An 18650-nucleotide genomic window follows, 5' to 3' on the forward strand; every position below is an offset into this window, starting at 1 on the left:
CGCCTTTATGTTTTTAGTTTCGCTAAATTTCTTTACTGATTACATTAAGTGATGCTGGCTGTATTTCAATCACAAGCCTGTTAGCTGTTTTCACCTCTCCATCAATGACATATTTAATCCCATTATCTGAAGATATTTCGACTTTTTTAGCATTAGTATGTTGGGAGTTAATTGCTAAATGACTTTGCGTTATGCTGCTGAACATAAGCTCCGCAATACTCAATACCGTGGTGGAATTTTCTTTATTGGGTATAAGCCAATTTATATCAAGCAGTCCATCGCTATGATTGGGTTGCCCTCCCCCTTGAGCAAGTAGCGTTGTAAATGGTGCAGCATTAGCGACAACAAAGCTGCTTGTGGTTATAGTCATCGGGTCGTTATCATCCAACTTAACGCTAAGCTGTTGCGATTTTTGTTCAGAAAATGCCTGAAAAAACCCCGTTAAATAAGCGAGTTGTCCAAATTTATTTTTAAATTCACGGTCTGCTTTTTCAATCATCGCATGTTCAAAACCTATGCCTGCTAAAAGTAGCATTAGTTCGTCGTTACAATAAGCGGTGTCGATTAACGTAGATTGACCATCAATAATTAAATCACATGCTTGCTCTACAGGTATAAATTTTGAACTTATTCCCATCAATACATGGGCTAGCGCATTTGCGGTCCCCAGTGGAATAATACCTAATTTACATGATGTATTAACTAATACGCTCGCGACTTCAGCTACTGTTCCATCGCCACCACAAGCAATAACAATATCAGGCTTTTCTGCAATCGCTTGTTTGGCAAGCTCTATCCCGTTAATGTCTGGACTTGTGGTCATTACGGTTAAATCGTAATAAGTAGACAAACGGGCAATTATAAATTGTTCTTTGTCTTGCCATATTTTTGTACCCGATACGGGATTAGCAATTAAAAATGCACGATTTTTAATCGTCAATTCACCATTTTTATGTCGCTTTGCCAAGTGACGTAATTGGCGCTTATTTAGGTTAGCAGTTTCACGCGTTTCTTTAATTTGGGCAAGCACATCGTGTACATCGGCGTGTTTGTTTTGACTTAGCAAGTAAGCGGCCATAACAAACACAGAACGGCCTCGACCCAACGCACAATGGACAACGACTTTATTATTTTTTTGAATTTGATGATGGATCCAATTTATTGCCTGATTGAGCTGTGAATGTGTTGGTACGCTATGATCAAGCACTGGAATATTTAAATAATTAATACGCTCTTGCGTAGAGCTCCATTCTAAACCGTCAAACTCGCAGGTAACATCTAAAATAGCGGTTATATCGTTGCTTTTTAATGTGTCTATATCTGAGGGAAATAAACGGCATGCTAAAAAAAGGTCATCGTTAATTTGCTGGATAGGCGGTACCTTATCGTGCTTGCGTGACCACGCGTTATAAACTTGTGCACCTAATAGAAAAGGAATGAACGCCCAACGTATATAAAATGGAATAACACCACTTTCACGTTTTCTAAAAATTTTACCTATATTAAAAATGTAGGCCCCACTGACCAAAAAAAGCGAAAGCGCGGTCCAGTAAAAAAAGAGTGAAAAATAAATCGAGTTTATTTCCCACCCTATCAAAATCAGTATACATGCCAGTATCAAATAACTAATTGCAGCCCACATAAAATCTCCATTTGTATTTATTGCTGTTCACTTTATAGCAAGCAGCTTTTATAGTTATAGCTGCAATTAACACGCCATAAAAAGGCACTCGCAACACTTTTAATGCATTGAATTATAAAGCTATTTTTATTTACGTATTATAAATTACTTTATTTTGCGTTTTTTACACAACAAGCATGTTAATTTTTCACACTTAGAATATTAAAACTTATCTGATTTTATAATGACTATTAAAGGAACTAATTAGAGCTTGTTTATTTTTAAGGATTCAATTTATACTACCTAAAAACAACTTAATTGCGGCGCGTGATCTATAAGCTAGTGAGCTAAATAAAAGCTGTTCAAAGCTTTCGCGTCCTGCTTAGCTCCTTATCAACCCTTTTTGATAATTTATAAGTGGCTTCTCGATTGAGCTCAAAGGGCCTCGCATGTTTACCCTCAGAAGATTTAAAGACTCAATCAGTTTTACTATAACGAATACATTTATTGCAAAAAAGGACAAAAAGTATACTGTTACATGCTACTTAACTTTTTAGCATCCAAATTTAGGCTACACACGTTTATAAAAAGAGAATAAATAGGATATTTATGGAAAACGATAATTTACTGTCTTTGTTATACGATACGTCGCAAGGCGATAAGCATGCATTTTCAACCTTGTACCAACAAACAAGCGGAAAGCTTTTTGCCATTAGCTTAAATATGCTTTCTAATCGAGCCCATGCCGAAGAAGTGCTGCAAGACGCCTTCATTAAAATATGGCATAACGCCTCAGAATACAATGCCTCTAAAGGCACCGTTATTAGTTGGATGATAAGTATAGTCAGGTATAGAAGTCTTGATGCGTTGCGTTACCATAAAGTAAGAAAAGAGCAAGCAATGGGAGATGATGACTTCGATATTCAGAGCGTCGATGTTAACTACGACGAAAGCACTAAATTAGTAAACTGTATAGAGCAGCTTGAACCTCAACAAAAGCAGGCTATTCATTTAGCTTACTACAAGGGGCTTAGTCACAGTGAGCTAGTTGACCATATAGAGTCGCCATTGGGCACAGTAAAAAGTTGGATCAGGCGCGGGCTTTCGCAACTTCAAAGGTGTTTAACATTATGAATTATACAAAACCCGACTTATTAGATGCGCTCGCAGGGCAATACGTATTGGGCACACTTAAAGGGCTGGCACGAAAGCGTTTTCAGCGTTTATTACTTAGCTCAAGCAAAGCACGTGAGGCAATATTTATGTGGGAACAAAACCTCAATAATTTAGCAAGTGCAATTACACCTCAAGCACCTAGCGATTCTGTTTGGGAAAACATTTTACAAGGTATTGAGTCTAAACCACAGCCAAGTAAAACAGTGGTGCAAACTAAGCCGTCGCTTTGGCAGACATGGTCGTTTATAGCGACCGCCGCGTGCATTGTAATAGCATTTTTAGTCCTTAAGCCGACCGAGGAGGCATCGCAATACCAGCAAATTGCACTCGTACAAAACCAAGATAAACAGTCGTTATGGGTTATTGAAGTAAACGAAGATGCACTAACTATAAAAGCCAGCAATCAATTAGTTGCCCAAAGAGACAAAGATTATCAACTATGGATGATCTTAAAAGGACAAGATTTACCTGTTTCGTTGGGGATATTACCTAAACAAGGTGGTAAATTTTTGTTAAAAGATAAACGCTTTAATGCGGATGATATCTCACTGCTAGCAGTCAGTTTAGAGCCTTTAGGTGGTTCGCCGAACGGCTTACCTACCGAGGTACTTTATGCGACCGAGCTGGTGTTACTATAATCTCCTGTATGGCTGCTTTTATAAGCAGCCATTTTTTATTTAAATAAAATTTAACTTTTTTGCATCCAATCTAAATTGCCCGCCGTTATTAGCTATGACTTCTATTTACAACTAAAGGAAAAAGTCATGAAAGCTTTAACACCGTCAATACTCGCAGTAGTAATATGCAGCACTTTTATAAGCGCACCAATTAACGCATCAAGCCACCGAGAAGCACCTAATATCAGTCGCTTCCCAACGTTAGACTCTACCGATTTTTATGTATTTAATAGCTATGAACAAGGAAAAGAAGAGTACGTAACACTAATTGCTAACTACATTCCATTGCAGGATGCCTACGGCGGCCCTAATTATTTTGCTATGGACCCAGATGCAACTTACAACATACACATAGATAACGATGGTGATGCAATTGAAGACATTACCTTTGCTTTTAATTTTCAAAGCATGTTACCAAATGATAATCAAGGTGTGCAGTTAGCTGTAGGTCCTGAAGGCAACAAGCGTACCGTTTCTGTTCCGCTGAAAAATGTGGGCGGCGTTTCCGCGGGTGATAACAGCGCAACTAATTTTAGTGAATCTTACACACTGAGTATGATTAATGGGCCACAACGTACAGGCGCTGCAACCTTATTAAATAATACAACGACTGGCACATCTACATTTAGCAAACCACTTGATTATATTGGTAATAAAACATTTAGCTCTGAAGCTGACTATCAAACTTATGCGGATCAATTTGTATATAACGTGTCTATTCCAGGTTGTGAAAGCATGGCACAAGTGTTTGTTGGCCAAAGAAAAGACGCCTTTGTCGTTAACCTTGGTAAAACGTTCGATTTAGTAAACTACGTACCGGTAGAGGGCGACAGTGCACCAGGTGCTGGCGATGCAGGCGGCTTTCCTGGAGGCATTACTCAATCGGCTGACAATGACGACTTGGCAGATAAAAACGTAACATCGATTGCGATTGAAGTTCCAAAAAGCTGTATTGTAGGCGAAGGTAATGGCGTTGTTGGTTCGTGGACCACTGCAAGCTTGCCGCAAGCTCGCATACTAAACCCGAATGCTAAATTTGCTAATAATGCAGTTAATGGTGGTGCACTTACCCAAGTATCACGTCTGGGTAATCCACTGGTTAATGAGCTTGTTATTGGTATAAAAGATAAAGATACGTTCTCTACAGCACACCCTAAGAATGATGGTCAGTTTTTAGATTACGTGTCGCATCCTGCTCTTCCTGAACTGTTAAACATATTATTTAAAGATGCTGTTAATACGACACTTGGCGCTAACCTTGAAACATTAGCACCAACAAACTTCCCTCGTACCGATTTAATTACAGCATTTTTAACCGGTTTTGCGGGTGTTAATCAACAAGCCATGGTGACGCCGTCTGAAATGCTCCGTTTAAACACAAACATTGCGGCAACACCGCAAAATGAGCAATCTGCATTTGGTGTTGCAGGAAACGATTTAGCTGGCTTTCCAAACGGTCGACGCCCTGGCGATGACGTTGTTGATATTGCTCTGCGTGTAGTAATGGGTCGTTTATGTCACCCTATTCCTGTAGCAGGCGAAGATACTGACCTAGGTTTGTGTGCGCCTGAAGATGCAAGCGTTGGCACCGTGCCTTTTACTGATGGTGCACCTGTTGATGCAACAATGATGAACTCAACCTTTCCGTACTTAGCTACCCCTCTTGCGGGCTCTAAATAAGGAGTAAACTAATGCAACATTTAAAATTAACGCATATAGGTGTATTACTTGGCGCATTAACGTTGGGAGCATGTAGCAATGACGACGACAATAAAAAGCCGTTGCCTGTGGTTAATACAGCCCCATCTGTGAGCGACATTATGTTAACAACACAAACGGAGGTAAATATCACCGACTCACTGACAGCCACTGATAAAGAAGGTGATTCACTTACTTATTCATTAGTCAGCGAGCCCTCTTTAGGCATGGTAAATATTGATGCTGATGGCACCTTTACTTACACACCAAATAAAGAGGTTACAGGCATAGATAGCTTTACATTTGGCGTATCTGATGGCGTAAATAGCCAAGTAAGTGCAATAGTAAATATCACTATTGAAGCCTTGCAAGTTGACTTTGCTCAGTTTGCTACTGATGCATTTAACCAAGCACCTAATGCAGAGCCACTCTCTATCAATGGACGTGAGTTCACGAACAAAGACACCGATATTAATAATTTAATTAATAGTAATCAGTAAATAAGCTGACCGGCCATGGATGGCTATTTTAAGGATACGAATATGAAACCAGGGCTCATTAAATTCATTATTGCATTAAGCTTAGTATGCTCATTTAACCTTTTTGCAAATGCTTACACCCCAAAAGATAACGACGTAATTGCTGTTACTAAATCAAATATAACAGCGTCTTTATCGCTCAGTGAAATAAAAACCGCGGTGGAGCAAAGCCAATTTGTAGGGCAAACAGAAAATATGCAGGGCGTATTAAAAAATAAGCTGTCTAAATTATATATTAGCGAGCCAACCCCTGACATAGGCTACTTATATGCACGCGTTTTGCAAAAAGAGCATTTATTTAATGACGCTATCACCGTAGCAAACAATGTTTTAAAAATAATGCCTGATCACAGTAATACTCATCTATTACTCGCAAACTTGTACATGACACAAGGCCAATTTGAACTTGCCAAGCAGCATTGTTTAGCTCTTATAACTAGAGTAAGCACATTAACTGCAAGTACTTGTGTACTAGATGTGCAAAGTCAGCACGGTAATTTATTAGGTAGCTATCAGTCTTTAGTGAAGCTTGCGAATAAAAAGCCTATTGACCTCAACACAAAACATGTATTAGCTGAAATGAGCTTTAGATTACAAAACTACACAAACGCATTAAAGCATCTTGAAAATATAAGCTTAGTAAACGCGCCAGTAAGCCTTATTGTGTTATGGGCAGACATACAACTGGGCTTAAATAAGCCACAGCAAGTAATAAACAAATTAAGTAACTTAATAAAAGAACCACACGATTTAGAAGACGCGCTGTTACTTCGCTTAGCCATTGCAGAAAAACAACTAAACATGACGCAATACACATGGCAAAACACCATGAAGCAACGAGTAGAGCTAAGAGAAGTGCGCCACGACAGTTTTCATGCCAGTGATTTAGCAAACTACTATATTCATGTGCAGCCTAACAAATCAAAAGCGCTGTATTGGGCCAATATTAACTGGCAACAGGCCAAGATGAATATCGACCAAGCGCTTATTATTCAAGCTAAAAGGATGTAAATAATATGAGTAAATTAATACGCGTATTTTCGATTATGTTGTTCAGCTTATTTTTTACAACAGCAGCTTTTGCACACCAGTTAAGTACTGGCTACATTACGCTTAATAGCAACAATACAACTCAATACAGCGGGAATTGGGAAATCAACGTGGCTGATTTAGAGCACGTTATAGCACTCGACTTAGACCAAAACGCCAACATTACTTGGGCTGAAATAAAAGCAAAACGTGTAGCAATTAACACATTTATTAAAAACAATCTTATCGCGGAACAAAACACGCAAACGTGTGCACTCACTGTAAATAATAATTACCAGCTAAATGAGCACTTTAATCAACCTTACTTGGTATTGCCCGTGTCATTTTCATGTTTCACAAATGACCCTATTACTCTTAAGTATTCAGCTTTTTTTCAAGACGACGCTAACCATAAAGTTATTGTTAATGTAGACGACATAGCACGTGTTTTTAGTATAAATGAACCTAACCAAACCTTTAATACAAAGCAATCAAGCTATTTAGACACCTTTACAGAATATGTATACCAAGGCGTACTGCATATTTGGATAGGCATTGATCATATTTTATTTTTAATTGCGCTATTACTTACCTGTGTTTTAACCCGTGATAAAAACACGTGGCAGGCCATTGGATCTAAACAACACATCATTAAACACACTGCATGGATTGTTACAGCATTTACACTTGCACACTCTATAACGCTTACAGCAACAGCGCTTGATTTAATATCACTCAATACTCGCTGGGTTGAGCTAATTATTGCTATATCCGTTTTATTTGCGGCACTGAATAATGTATGGCCACTCATACTTCGCCTAGGCTGGTTAACATTTGCCTTTGGATTACTGCACGGTATGGGCTTTGCGAGTGTACTTGGAGAATTAGGTTTATCGAGTAACTACCAATTAATGAGCATACTGGCATTTAATTTAGGGGTAGAAATAGGCCAACTGAGTATTTTATTTGTGGCGTTACCTGTATTAATGGCACTTAGAAAAACCACTTGGTATGTAAAATGGTTAATGCCTGCAGGGTCTATAGGCATTGCCGTTGTGGCTCTAAAATGGTCTATAGAACGCTTTTAAACATAATTATACCAATTAGCTTAATGTAAGTGATCTATTTTGAGGATAAAAACGTGTTGATAGCTGAGCAAAAAATTCGCTATTTAGTTGTTCTCGGCAATTGCTCCTGAATTGCTCTACCTTCTGCATACATGCAGTCGTAAATGAGAATTTTTAACGCAAATAGCGATACGTTTAGCCCGTATAATGATTATGTATTATTGCTAATTGGTATTACCTTAAACGGCCGTTAATACTATAAACCAGCTAATATTGCAGGTGTATAGTATCTACACTTTAATAGCATAACTTTAATCTTTAAAGGGCATTAATAACGTTCTCATTGCAGGGCGAAGCGCAATCAAAACGGTCTCTTCGGTAAGTTCGGGGTAAAGTACTTTTCGTAAAAGTAAGCCCGCCATTACTGAAAAAATAACATTTATGCGGCTTTCTAATTCTGCCTCATCTATGTCTTTTATCACGCTGCGTTCACTTATTAAAAGCTGGCGCATTCTATTACGTGCTTGCGTATCTGCATCACGTAATAATTTAGCAACTTTATTATTTCGCCCGGCCTCGGCTAACATCTCTAAATCGACCGCACATTCCCCAGTATCCATGTGCCTTTGTACGCCTATGTTTAAGCCGTTCAACAATACAGTAAGCGTGTCTTCTGGTTGTCCTTCAAAATGTTCAAAAATAGAGAACATTTCTTCCATATCTTTTTCAATAATACTTTCTATAATGGCTTCTTTGCTTTCAAAGTAATTGTAAATATGGCCAGCACTCATCCCTGCTGTTCTGGATATTTCTGCCATTCCTGCAGCATGAAAGCCTTTACGACGAAAGCATTCTGCCGCCGCAGTTAAAACCTGATCACGACGCGCTTTTGCTATAGCTGGATCTGTTTGTCTTTTAGTTTTCATACAAAGCTCCCCTGTCGAATTATTAAACTCGACAGTAGGGCAAATACTTACTCATTTTTAAACAAACCTGCCACTAAAAAATAAGTATTCAGCCCTTTTAAAATCTCGTTAACTTTAACTAGCTGCAACACAGTGTTTACAGCTATAAACCTATACTTAATTGGCTTGAGCGCTTTTTTCCCAGCCACCACCAACCACTTTATACAAGCTAATTTGGCTAGCAAGCAACGCTTGTTGACCTAAAATTTGCTGTTGCTGTGCACTGTACCAGCTGCGTTGTGCATCAAGGACTTGTAAATAGCTATCTACGCCTTTTTCATAACGCGCCTTTGATAACGAAAAGGTAGACTCTCGACTTTGTAGTAACATATCAAGCGCATTTAATTGCGCTTGATAGCCTTCGTTATCGGCTAACGCATCAGACACTTCACGAAATGCTTGCTGAATTTTTTGCTGGTAAGTAACTATCGCAATTTGTTGGTCAGCTTTAGCAACATCTAACTGAGCTTGATTCCTGCCCATATTAAAAATAGGTAAAGTTACTGATGGAACAAAACTCCATGTACCCGACCCTGCATCAAATAAACCACCTAAATCGCTAGAGGCAGTGCCTGCATTAGCCGTTAAGCTAATGCTTGGATAGAATGCTGCACGGGCAATACCTATATTGGCGTTAGCCGCAAGTAATTGATGCTCTGCTGCTTTAATATCTGGGCGTTGAGTTAATAAATCGGAGGGTAAACCAACCGGTATTTTGGGCAACGATAATAACGAGTCCAGCTCTTTATTTGGTAGGAGTTCAGGGCTTAATGGTTTTCCTACTAATAAATCAAGTGCATTTTTATCGCGTTTCAGTAAACGTTTATACGTTGCAATATCAACCTTAGCGCTGGCAACGGTGCTTTTAAGTTGCTCTAACGTAATTTTTGATGCTGCGCCTAAATCAAAGCTTTGCTGAGTAAGCGCAAGCGACGCCTGTTGCGATTTTAACGTTTCTTCAGCAAGCCCAAGTAATTGTTGGTCTGTTGCATAATTAAGCCATGCATTTGCAAGCTCTGCCACCAACGATACTTGCGAGCTATATTGAGTCAGCTCAGAGGAATATAAATTCTGTAGCGCTTGTTGTGTTTGGTTTCGAACCTTACCCCATATATCTAATTCATAAGAGGTAATGCCTACAGTCGCACTGTATTGCGAACTAATACTCGCCTCATCAGTACCTGTCAAACTTGCTGGCAGGCGCTGACGCGTGCCCGAGCCATTTACACTTAACGACGGATACAATGTTGAGTTTTCTATTTGATATAACCCATGTACCCGCTGCACATTAAGCATCGCAATTTGTAGGTCTTTATTGTGCTCAAGGCTCTGATTTATAAGCACCTGAAGTTTTTTATCGCTAAAAAACTGCTGCCACTTTAGCGTATTAACTGTTGCCAGCTCTGTCTGAGCGGCATACGATTTTGGCACTGGCAACACTAAATCTTGCTGTTCAGGTGCCAACTGGCACCCACTTAAAACAATGAGAGCCAGTGCACTTAACGAAAACGTTTTTATAGCCATTATGCAGCCTCCTCGTTAGTGCTTTTTTCTTTTGCAGGAAAAACCCGGCGTACTAATACAAAAAATAACGGCACAAAAACAACAACTAATATAGAAGAGGCAAGTGTTCCACCAATGATAGAAATACCTAACGCATTTTGCGCACCAGAACCCGCACTTGATGCAATAGCTAATGGGATAACGCCGCAAATGAAGGCCATTGAAGTCATTAAAATTGGGCGTAAACGCAGTCTTACTGCAGCCACGGCCGCTTCAACTAAACCAAGCCCTTCATCCATTTTATGTATAGCAAATTCAACAATTAATATGGCATTTTTAGACGCTAACCCTATCGTAGTTAATAAGCCCACTTGCAAGTAAATATCGTTTGATAATCCGCTACCTAATGCAGCCATAGCAGCACCAAATATACCTAACGGAACAATCATCATGACGGCAAACGGTACCGACCAACTCTCATAAAGTGCCGCTAAGCATAAAAATACAAATAACAACGACAAACCATATAACAAAGGTGCTTGGCCACTACTAGAACGTTCTTGGAACGAAATGCCTGTCCACTCTGACGAAATACCATTTGGCAGCTGCTTCACTAAACGCTCCATTTCATCCATTGCTTGCCCTGTACTGTAGCCAGGTGCCGCGGTCCCTTGTATTTCCATTGCAGAAAAACCATTGTAGCGCTCTAAACGAGGCGAGCCGTAAGTCCAATATGCAGTTGCAAAGGCAGAAAACGGAACCATATCGCCATCTTTGTTGCGCACATACCATTTATTTAAATCTTCAGGCACCATTCTCGATTTAGCATCACCTTGCATATACACCTTTTTAACTCGCCCACGGTCAATAAAGTCATTGACATAGCTACTGCCCCAAGCAGTAGCAAGGGTGTTATTAATATCAGTTTGCGAGACACCCAATGCTTGTGCTTTAGCTAAATCAGTATCGAGTTGTATTTCAGGCATGTCTTCTTGGCCATTAGGGCGCACACCAGCCAATACAGGACTTTGGCTTGCTAAACCTAATAGCTGGTTACGCGCAGCTAAAAGCGCATCATGGCCCAAGCCTACTCTGTCTTGTAAAAAGATATTAAAACCATTCGCTGTACCCAGCTCCACAATTGCAGGCGGTGGGAAAGCAAACACAAACGCTTCTTTAATACTGGAAAAATACCCCATAGCTTTACCTGCCACACCTTGCACAGATAAATCATCACGTTGGCGTTCATCCCAATGCTTAAGATTAACAAACCCTATGGCTGAGTTTTGCCCAGAACCTGCAAAACTAAACCCGGTAACAGTAAAAATACCGTTTACTGCCTCAGATTGTTCGTTCAAGTAGTGGTTTTCTACTTTTTTAACCACTTCAAGTGTTTGCTCAGTTGTAGAGCCCGCAGGCAATGAAACTTGGTTAAACAGTATGCCTTGGTCTTCGTCAGGTAAAAATGCGGTAGGTAAATTTGAAAACACATAAGCCATTCCGCCTACAATTAAAAAGTAAATAACAAGGTAACGTTTAGCATGCTTGATCATGCGGCTTACAAAGCTTTGCGCACCCGAATTTGTTTTATCAAACCCACGGTTAAAGCCTATAAAAAACTTACCAAATAACGATTTATCATTATGAACATGGCTAGGCTTCAAAAGAGTTGCACACAATGCCGGCGTAAGTATAAGCGCCACAAGTACCGATAACCCCATAGCAGATACTAAAGTGATAGAAAACTGACGATAGATTATTCCTGTAGAGCCGCTAAAAAAGGCCATTGGAATAAATACAGCAGAAAGCACCATTGCAATACCAACAAGCGCGCCTTTAATTTCGTCCATTGATTTACGAGTTGCTTCTAATGCTGAGAGTTTCTCTTCGGTCATCAGACGCTCTACGTTTTCTACAACAACAATGGCATCATCAACTAATAACCCGATAGCAAGCACCATGGCAAACATGGTCAATGTGTTAATTGAGTAACCAAAAGTATATAAAATACCAAATGTACCCAGCAGTACCACTGGCACGGCAATTGTTGGAATAAGCGTTGCTCTAAAGTTCTGTAAAAATAGATACATAACAACAAACACCAACACAACTGCTTCTATAAGTGTATGAATTACTTTTTCAATTGAGAGCGCCACAAACGGTGTAGTGTCGTAAGGCACAACCGCCCCAAGTCCCTCAGGAAAAAATGGCTCTAATTCTGCAATGGCATCTTTTACACCCTGCGCAGTATCAAGCGCGTTAGCGCCACTGGCCAATTTAATACCCAAGCCAGAAGCTGGTTTTCCATCATAACGCGCAACAACCCGGTAACTTTCACCACCTAACTCAACCCGAGCAACATCACTCAATCTTACAAAAGAGCCATCAGCATTTGTCTTAACTAAAATGTCTCTAAATTGTTCAGGTGTTTGTAAGCGGCTTTGCGCGGTCACAGTTGCGTTGAGTTGCTGACCTGCAACTGCTGGCATAGCGCCTAATTGCCCGGCTGACACTTGCGCGTTTTGTGCACTAATAGACGCGCTAATGTCTGCAGGCGTCAATTTATAGTTTTGAAGCTTGGCAGGATCTAACCAAATACGCATCGCATACTGCGAGCCAAATAACTGTACTTCACCCACACCTTCAACACGCGAAACAATGTCTTGCACGTTTGATGACACATAGTCGCCGATATCAATGTTGGTCATGCTGCCATCTTTTGACATAAACGCATAAACCATCAAAAAGTTACGAGCTGACTTTGCAACCACAACACCTTGGCGTTGCACGGCCTCTGGTAAAAGTGGTGTAGCAGTAGCTAGTTTATTTTGCACCTGAACCTGAGCAATATCAGGATCGGTTTCAGCGCTAAACGAAAGTGTAAGCGTTGCTGAGCCGCTAGACTCTGACGTTGACGACATATAAAGCAAGCCATCTAAGCCTTTCATTTTTTGCTCTATAACCTGGGTAACGGTATCTTCAAGCGTACGAGCCGATGCACCTGGGTAGGTTGCCGTAATACTTATTGCAGGTGGCGCAATAGATGGATACTGCGCAATAGGCAAACTTTTAATAGCTAAAATACCTGCTAGCATCACTACTATGGCAAGGACCCAAGCAAATATAGGTCTATCGATAAAAAATCGTGACATGTAAATTCTCCGTTATTGCGCTTTAGCGGTTTGAACTTCAGATGGACTAACCAGTGCGCCAGGGCGAATTTTTTGTAACCCTTCTACAATCAGTTTATCGCCTTCCATTACACCATCGGTGACAAGCCAATTAGATCCAATGGTGCGGTCTGTTTTCAAAACACGGCTCTCTACTGTGTTACTTTTGCTAACAACCATTGCTGTCGGTTCACCTTTTGAATTTCGACTAACACCACGCTGTGGAACTAAAATAGCGTCGTTTTTAACGCCTTCAACAATTGAGGCGCGAGCATACATCCCCGGAAGAAGTAACTTTTCAGGGTTAGGAAATTTAGCGCGTAATGTAACCGACCCTGTACTTGGGTCAACTGTCACTTCAGAAAACTGTAAAGTGCCTTTATGAGAATAAACAGAGCCATCTTCCATAGTGAGTTCAACATCGGTTTGACTGGTTGAATCTACACTTAAATCGCCCGAAACAATCGCTTTTTTAAGCTTAGTTAATTCGTTACTCGACTGCGTTAAATCAATATAAATAGGATCAAGTTGTGTCACTGTTGCCAAAGAAGTGGTCTGATTTGCACTCACTAATGCACCTACGGTGACATTCGATTTACTAATTTGCCCACTAATAGGTGAAGATACATGACTGTATTCTAAATTAATTTTTGAGGTTTGCAGCTGCGCTTCGGCAGTAAGAAGTTCTGCTTTTGCTTGTTTATAGGCTGCATCAGCTTCGTCGTAATCTTGCTGGCTTACCGCTTTGATTTTTAATAATTCACTATAACGAGACGCTTTAGCTTTACTGCTTGCAATGCTTGCTTGAGCGCGGGCAACAGCAGCTTCACTTGCCGCTAAGTTGGCTTGAAAAGTAGCAGGATTAATTTGATATAGCGCCTGATTTTTTTCTACTTGAGACCCTTCGGTAAATAAACGTGATTGCACAATACCACTTACTTGCGGGCGGATTTCAGCAATTTGAAATGCACTAATACGTCCAGGCAATTCTTGCCTTAAAGTTAGCGTTTGTTTTTTTAGCGTAATAACCCCGACTGGCACAGCTTTAGGAGTTGATGCCTGCGACTGCTCTGTCACTTGGTCGCAACCAGTCAACGCAACTGAGCCTAGAAGAACTGAAAATACAAAGAAAGCGGTGCTAGAACGCTGCATGTTAAATACCTTTAATTTAGAGTGAACGATCATTCTAAATTAAATGTTAGTGAGAATACATCTTAATAAGCAGATCTTTACACAAAATTACACTCAACCATTCAGTCTCATACTTAAACACTAAGTAATGTTAATAACGTTCTTTGTAAAATATATTTACACCTACAAGCTAGCTATCGCCTTCACTGCAAAGAGTTATCTTAAATCGAAGATGACTTACGCAAAAACCTGCTTGTTCATAGCAAAGGCTAAAAGTAGATAGTGAAGAGATTTAAATGTTATATTTCAGATAATTAAAAGTAAAAGCCATTCTGCTACGTAACAGTCTGAGTATAGCCATACATAGTTTATGTAATGAACAAACTAATAAACTTTTATTAACAAAAAAGCCAAGGCAAGCTTGGCTTTAATTGAAATTATGAAGTTAAGCGCCTATTAAAACGGCTTATAAAGTGATTAGGATGACAAATTTGAGGCTAACCTAGATACAAGCAACTGCTCAACACGGATACCTTCAACATCAACCACTTCAAATTTAAAGCCCGCATAACTTATGTGTTCAGCGCGTTTTGGTATACGCTTCATTGTGTAAATTAAAAAGCCTGCCACCGTTTCGTAATGCATCTGCTCTGGGAACTCTTCTATATCGAGTACTTTAGCTAAATCGCTAATTGGCGTCAGCCCGTCAACTAACCACGAGCTTTTATCTCGCTCGATTATTAACTCATCCCCTTGGTGAGTTATTAAATCTCCCATAAAGCCTTTCATCAAATCTTTTACAGTAACAATACCAACAAGTAATGCATATTCGTTTACCACAATAGCAAATGGTTTAGCGGCACTTTTAAATGCATTTAACGCCTCTGATAAACTTAAGGTTTCTGGTAAGTAAAATACATCGGTATCAACTAATTCGTCATTGATGTTAGCAGCTTCACCTTTGAGTACTTGACGTAAAATATCTTTTGATTCAACAGAGCCATGTAATTTATCTAGGTTACCCGACACAACTAAAAAATGATTATGCGGATGATCAATAATCTTGGTCGCAATGTCATGGCTACTTTCGTTTAAATCAAAGTACACAATTTGGTCGCGCGGTGTCATTACGCTTGATAAAAAACGTGCTTCTAAATCAAACACATTGCCAATTAAATCATACTCTTGTTTTTGCAAACTGCCATACTCAGCGCCAGCTTCCATCATGGCAACAATGTCTTCTGTGGTTACGTTATCTTCACGCTCTGCGGGAACTTTAAATAGCCGCAGCACAAAGTTAGTCACACCATTAAAAAACATCACCAAAGGCGTCAAGGCAAATGTAACCCAACGCATTATATTAACGACCTTAACAGCAACAGCTTCAGGCATGATCATCGCTAATCGCTTTGGCATTAAATCGGCGAATAAAATAAATAACGAGGTAATAGTAAAAAATGAGAATAAAAAGCTAATTTTCTCTACATACGCACCCTGGTAAAATAAAACCAATACTTTTTCAACGTATGGCGATAACGCTTGTTCACCTACAATGCCGCCTAATATAGCGATAGCATTAAGTGCTATTTGTATCATGGCGAAGAACGCGCCCGGGTTTTCTTGCAGTTTTAATACTGCGGCCGCATTTAAACTGCCTTCGTCTGCCATTACGCGAAGTTTTATTTTTCGTGACGCTGCAATTGCTATTTCCGACATAGCAAACAACGCACTGATCAAGATCAATAGACTAATCCCGATTAAATCACCCATTTAACGCTCCAAAAAGTTAGCGCTTTTTATATAAAAAGCAGCTGATTATAGTCGCTTTTTTAATCGCAGCAATTGATATTTTTAATTTATGTTTAAGTTTTTATTATTCAGTTAGTTAAATGGATTTTAGCCATTAATTAAGGGAGAAGGTTTGTCTAAATGCAAACTGTAATTTTGCAATTAACGACTCATCCATATTTATGTTACACGCAAAATATAACGGAGATTGAGCCGTATTTAAATCAAGCACTGGCTCGAGTAAATTTAATTTTGGTGATGTTTTGAGACGATAATTAAATTGTTTTTTACTTAGGACAACAAAATCAAGAATGTCACGGCGTGCACTAATTAACTTATCAATTTTATCTAGGTTATCAATTAGTAACAGATGTCGGCTTTCGTTAAAAGCGCGCTCAAGTAAATAATGATGGCTAAAGTTATCTCTTAGTACTGCTATTTTATAGCGTTTGGCATCATGTAAGGTCTTTAATTTTATATCACGAGATTTTAGTCCAAAAATCGCTGACTCAAACTCTTCAAGTTCAGCTATCCACACAAATTTATTTTCTCTTGGTGGCAAACGAACAATTGAAAAAATGCAGGTGTTTTTATCTCGAAGGGCTGCATTATAAGACACACTCCAATTGTTAGCCGACATAGTGTAACTAATACCAGCAGCATTAAGGGCGTTTTTTACCTTTTCTACAGAGCGACCTGCCAATTGGTTGTTTGCATCGAGATACTGAAAGTCAGGGAAAACTTCCGTCACTATATTAATTTCGTTAGCATGAGCAACAGGGTATAAAAGACAAAGTAAAAAAACGAATCCCTTCATTCAATAAACCTCAACTAAATTAGTGTAATTATTCAATTAATATAGTTGAGGCTGAGTAGACTGCTAGTTTTGAGTAGTCAATTAAACACGATTAAGCCTATAGTATTAATTTTTATTTGTTCATCGCATTAATCAAAAAGGCTGAAATTTTTGCGCCTTCTTTTAACGTTGTTTCAGAACTTGCTTGCCCAACTAAAGAACTGTCGGTAAATGGTGCTATTTCCATCATGTCAGCGCCTGTAATAGGAAACTCATCTGCAATGGCCGATAAAATATCTAATGCATGTTGAGGTGTTAACCCGTTATCCTCAGGAGTACCGGTTGCAGAAGCAAATTCAGCATCGAGGGCATCTATATCAAAACTAACATACACTTCGTCAACATTATCAGCTTTTAATTGTGCAATAGTATCTGCGGCAATAGCGGCTGCACCACGTTCAATAATTTCATGCGCCCAATGTTGTTTAACCCCAAATGTGTTTTCCCAATGTGATTTTGGTTTTCCACTTGAGCGTATGCCAAATTGAATTAAGTGATGTGGTGCAGGTAAAAACTCTAAAATATGTGTACACCAAGACCCAAAACATAAATCTATGCCTAGACGCTCCACAAGTAAATCGGTGTGCGCATCAAAGTGGATAATAGCCGTGCGCTTCCCTTGCTCGCGCTTAGCTTTTAAATAGGCTTTGGTTAATGGGTAACTAATAGAGTGGTCGCCACCAATACCAAAAATACCTTTATCTTTAAACGTCGCGTAAAAGCTATCGCACACATCTTCGGTAATTGATAGCGGACTGACGTAGTAATCGTTATTTTCGTTTCCGTATAGCGCTTTTTGGCAATTAGAGATAGTTGCGTCGTTTAGGTACTTGTCGTGCAATAAATGAGGGATAACACGTACATCGCCTAAGTCAAACGAATGACATTCGGGGTGCTGGTCAATTAATGCTGAACGAACAAACAAAGGACCCCAATTAGCACCACGTAGAATACCGCCACCACAATCAGAACTAATTCCAAGCATTACCGCTTTATAAGGAGAGTGTGGCAACTCATTTAACGATTCACGCCATAACGTCTCTACATTTTCGGTTTGACCGTACAGTTTATTTCGAAGTGCCGCTTTTCGCTCTTTTGCAGTATTAACAGTAAAAACACCATCGCCAGGAGCACATAAGCAGTGCTCTACTTTACTATTAAATGCTTGAATTTCTTGACTCATAATAAATCCTTATGAATTGTACTGTGCGTATTTTAGTGATTATTTATGCAAAATGATTAAACAGACCTAAACTTTAAAAAATTAAAAATCGGAATTTTTTAACGTATGTATCATTAAAATTAATTCTAAAAAAACTTAAAATAAAAACATAACACACTGATAGTTAGTAAATTTTAATTAATACTGGCGATTGTCATTCATGACTAACCACTTGATTGAGTGATACTTATAATGTCTACGCGCACAA

At 39.3% G+C, this 18650-nt stretch carries 14 protein-coding genes; 6 read left to right on the forward strand and 8 right to left on the reverse strand.

The features are described 5' to 3' along the window. Positions 1–22: 22 nt before the first annotated feature. Complete coding sequence (locus CWB62_RS11080) at positions 23–1642, reverse strand: diacylglycerol kinase family protein (protein ID WP_138530342.1); 1620 nt, start codon at positions 1640–1642, stop codon at positions 23–25. Between the two features lie 588 nt (positions 1643–2230). Between CWB62_RS11080 and CWB62_RS11085 the strand changes: the two genes are divergently transcribed. The 6 genes from CWB62_RS11085 to CWB62_RS11110 all read left to right on the forward strand — a co-directional run bounded on the left by CWB62_RS11085 (position 2231) and on the right by CWB62_RS11110 (position 7828). Then, positions 2231–2755 carry a sigma-70 family RNA polymerase sigma factor gene (locus CWB62_RS11085; RefSeq protein WP_058404063.1) on the forward strand — a complete coding sequence of 175 codons (525 nt, stop codon included), beginning with the start codon at positions 2231–2233 and terminating at the stop codon, positions 2753–2755. Then, on the forward strand, positions 2752–3435 hold the full coding sequence (locus CWB62_RS11090; RefSeq protein WP_138530340.1) for an anti-sigma factor: 684 nt from the start codon (positions 2752–2754) through the stop codon (positions 3433–3435). Before CWB62_RS11085 ends, CWB62_RS11090 begins: the two co-directional genes overlap by 4 nt. Positions 3436–3561: 126 nt before the next feature. Next, complete coding sequence (locus CWB62_RS11095) at positions 3562–5154, forward strand: DUF4331 domain-containing protein (protein WP_138530338.1); 1593 nt, start codon at positions 3562–3564, stop codon at positions 5152–5154. An 11-nt stretch (positions 5155–5165) separates the two neighbouring features. Then, positions 5166–5672, forward strand: a complete 507-nt coding sequence (locus CWB62_RS11100; protein WP_058404060.1) for an Ig-like domain-containing protein — start codon at positions 5166–5168, stop codon at positions 5670–5672. 42 nt (positions 5673–5714) lie between these two features. Continuing rightward, positions 5715–6722 carry a tetratricopeptide repeat protein gene (locus CWB62_RS11105; RefSeq protein WP_058404059.1) on the forward strand — a complete coding sequence of 336 codons (1008 nt, stop codon included), beginning with the start codon at positions 5715–5717 and terminating at the stop codon, positions 6720–6722. Positions 6723–6727: 5 nt separating this feature from the next. Continuing rightward, positions 6728–7828 carry a HupE/UreJ family protein gene (locus tag CWB62_RS11110; protein ID WP_138530334.1) on the forward strand — a complete coding sequence of 367 codons (1101 nt, stop codon included), beginning with the start codon at positions 6728–6730 and terminating at the stop codon, positions 7826–7828. A gap of 290 nt (positions 7829–8118) precedes the next feature. Here CWB62_RS11110 and CWB62_RS11115 read toward each other — a convergent pair whose 3' ends face one another. The 7 genes from CWB62_RS11115 to CWB62_RS11145 all read right to left on the reverse strand — a co-directional run bounded on the left by CWB62_RS11115 (position 8119) and on the right by CWB62_RS11145 (position 18403). Beyond that, the gene (locus CWB62_RS11115; RefSeq protein WP_058404057.1) at positions 8119–8733 is read right to left on the reverse strand and encodes a TetR/AcrR family transcriptional regulator; all 615 of its coding nucleotides are present in this window, start codon (positions 8731–8733) and stop codon (positions 8119–8121) included. A 156-nt stretch (positions 8734–8889) separates the two neighbouring features. After that, complete coding sequence (locus CWB62_RS11120) at positions 8890–10296, reverse strand: efflux transporter outer membrane subunit (RefSeq protein ID WP_138530332.1); 1407 nt, start codon at positions 10294–10296, stop codon at positions 8890–8892. After that, positions 10296–13427, reverse strand: coding sequence for an efflux RND transporter permease subunit (locus CWB62_RS11125; RefSeq protein WP_138530330.1), 3132 nt, complete (start codon positions 13425–13427; stop codon positions 10296–10298). The genes CWB62_RS11120 and CWB62_RS11125 overlap by 1 nt, the downstream gene beginning before the upstream one ends. Positions 13428–13439: 12 nt before the next feature. Continuing rightward, positions 13440–14597, reverse strand: coding sequence for an efflux RND transporter periplasmic adaptor subunit (locus CWB62_RS11130; RefSeq protein WP_138530328.1), 1158 nt, complete (start codon positions 14595–14597; stop codon positions 13440–13442). Positions 14598–15053: 456 nt separating this feature from the next. Continuing rightward, positions 15054–16346 (reverse strand): polyamine export protein PaeA, encoded by a 1293-nt coding sequence (gene paeA, locus CWB62_RS11135; RefSeq protein WP_138530327.1) that lies wholly within the window; start codon positions 16344–16346, stop codon positions 15054–15056. Between the two features lie 133 nt (positions 16347–16479). Continuing rightward, entirely contained in the window at positions 16480–17181 is a 702-nt protein-coding gene (locus CWB62_RS11140) for a transporter substrate-binding domain-containing protein (RefSeq protein WP_138530325.1), read from the reverse strand. A 112-nt stretch (positions 17182–17293) separates the two neighbouring features. Beyond that, positions 17294–18403 carry an arginase family protein gene (locus tag CWB62_RS11145; protein WP_058404051.1) on the reverse strand — a complete coding sequence of 370 codons (1110 nt, stop codon included), beginning with the start codon at positions 18401–18403 and terminating at the stop codon, positions 17294–17296. Between the last annotated feature and the right edge of the window lie 247 nt (positions 18404–18650).

The sequence above is a fragment of the Pseudoalteromonas sp. S408 genome (assembly GCF_005886645.1).
In the GTDB taxonomy this organism is placed as follows: domain Bacteria; phylum Pseudomonadota; class Gammaproteobacteria; order Enterobacterales; family Alteromonadaceae; genus Pseudoalteromonas.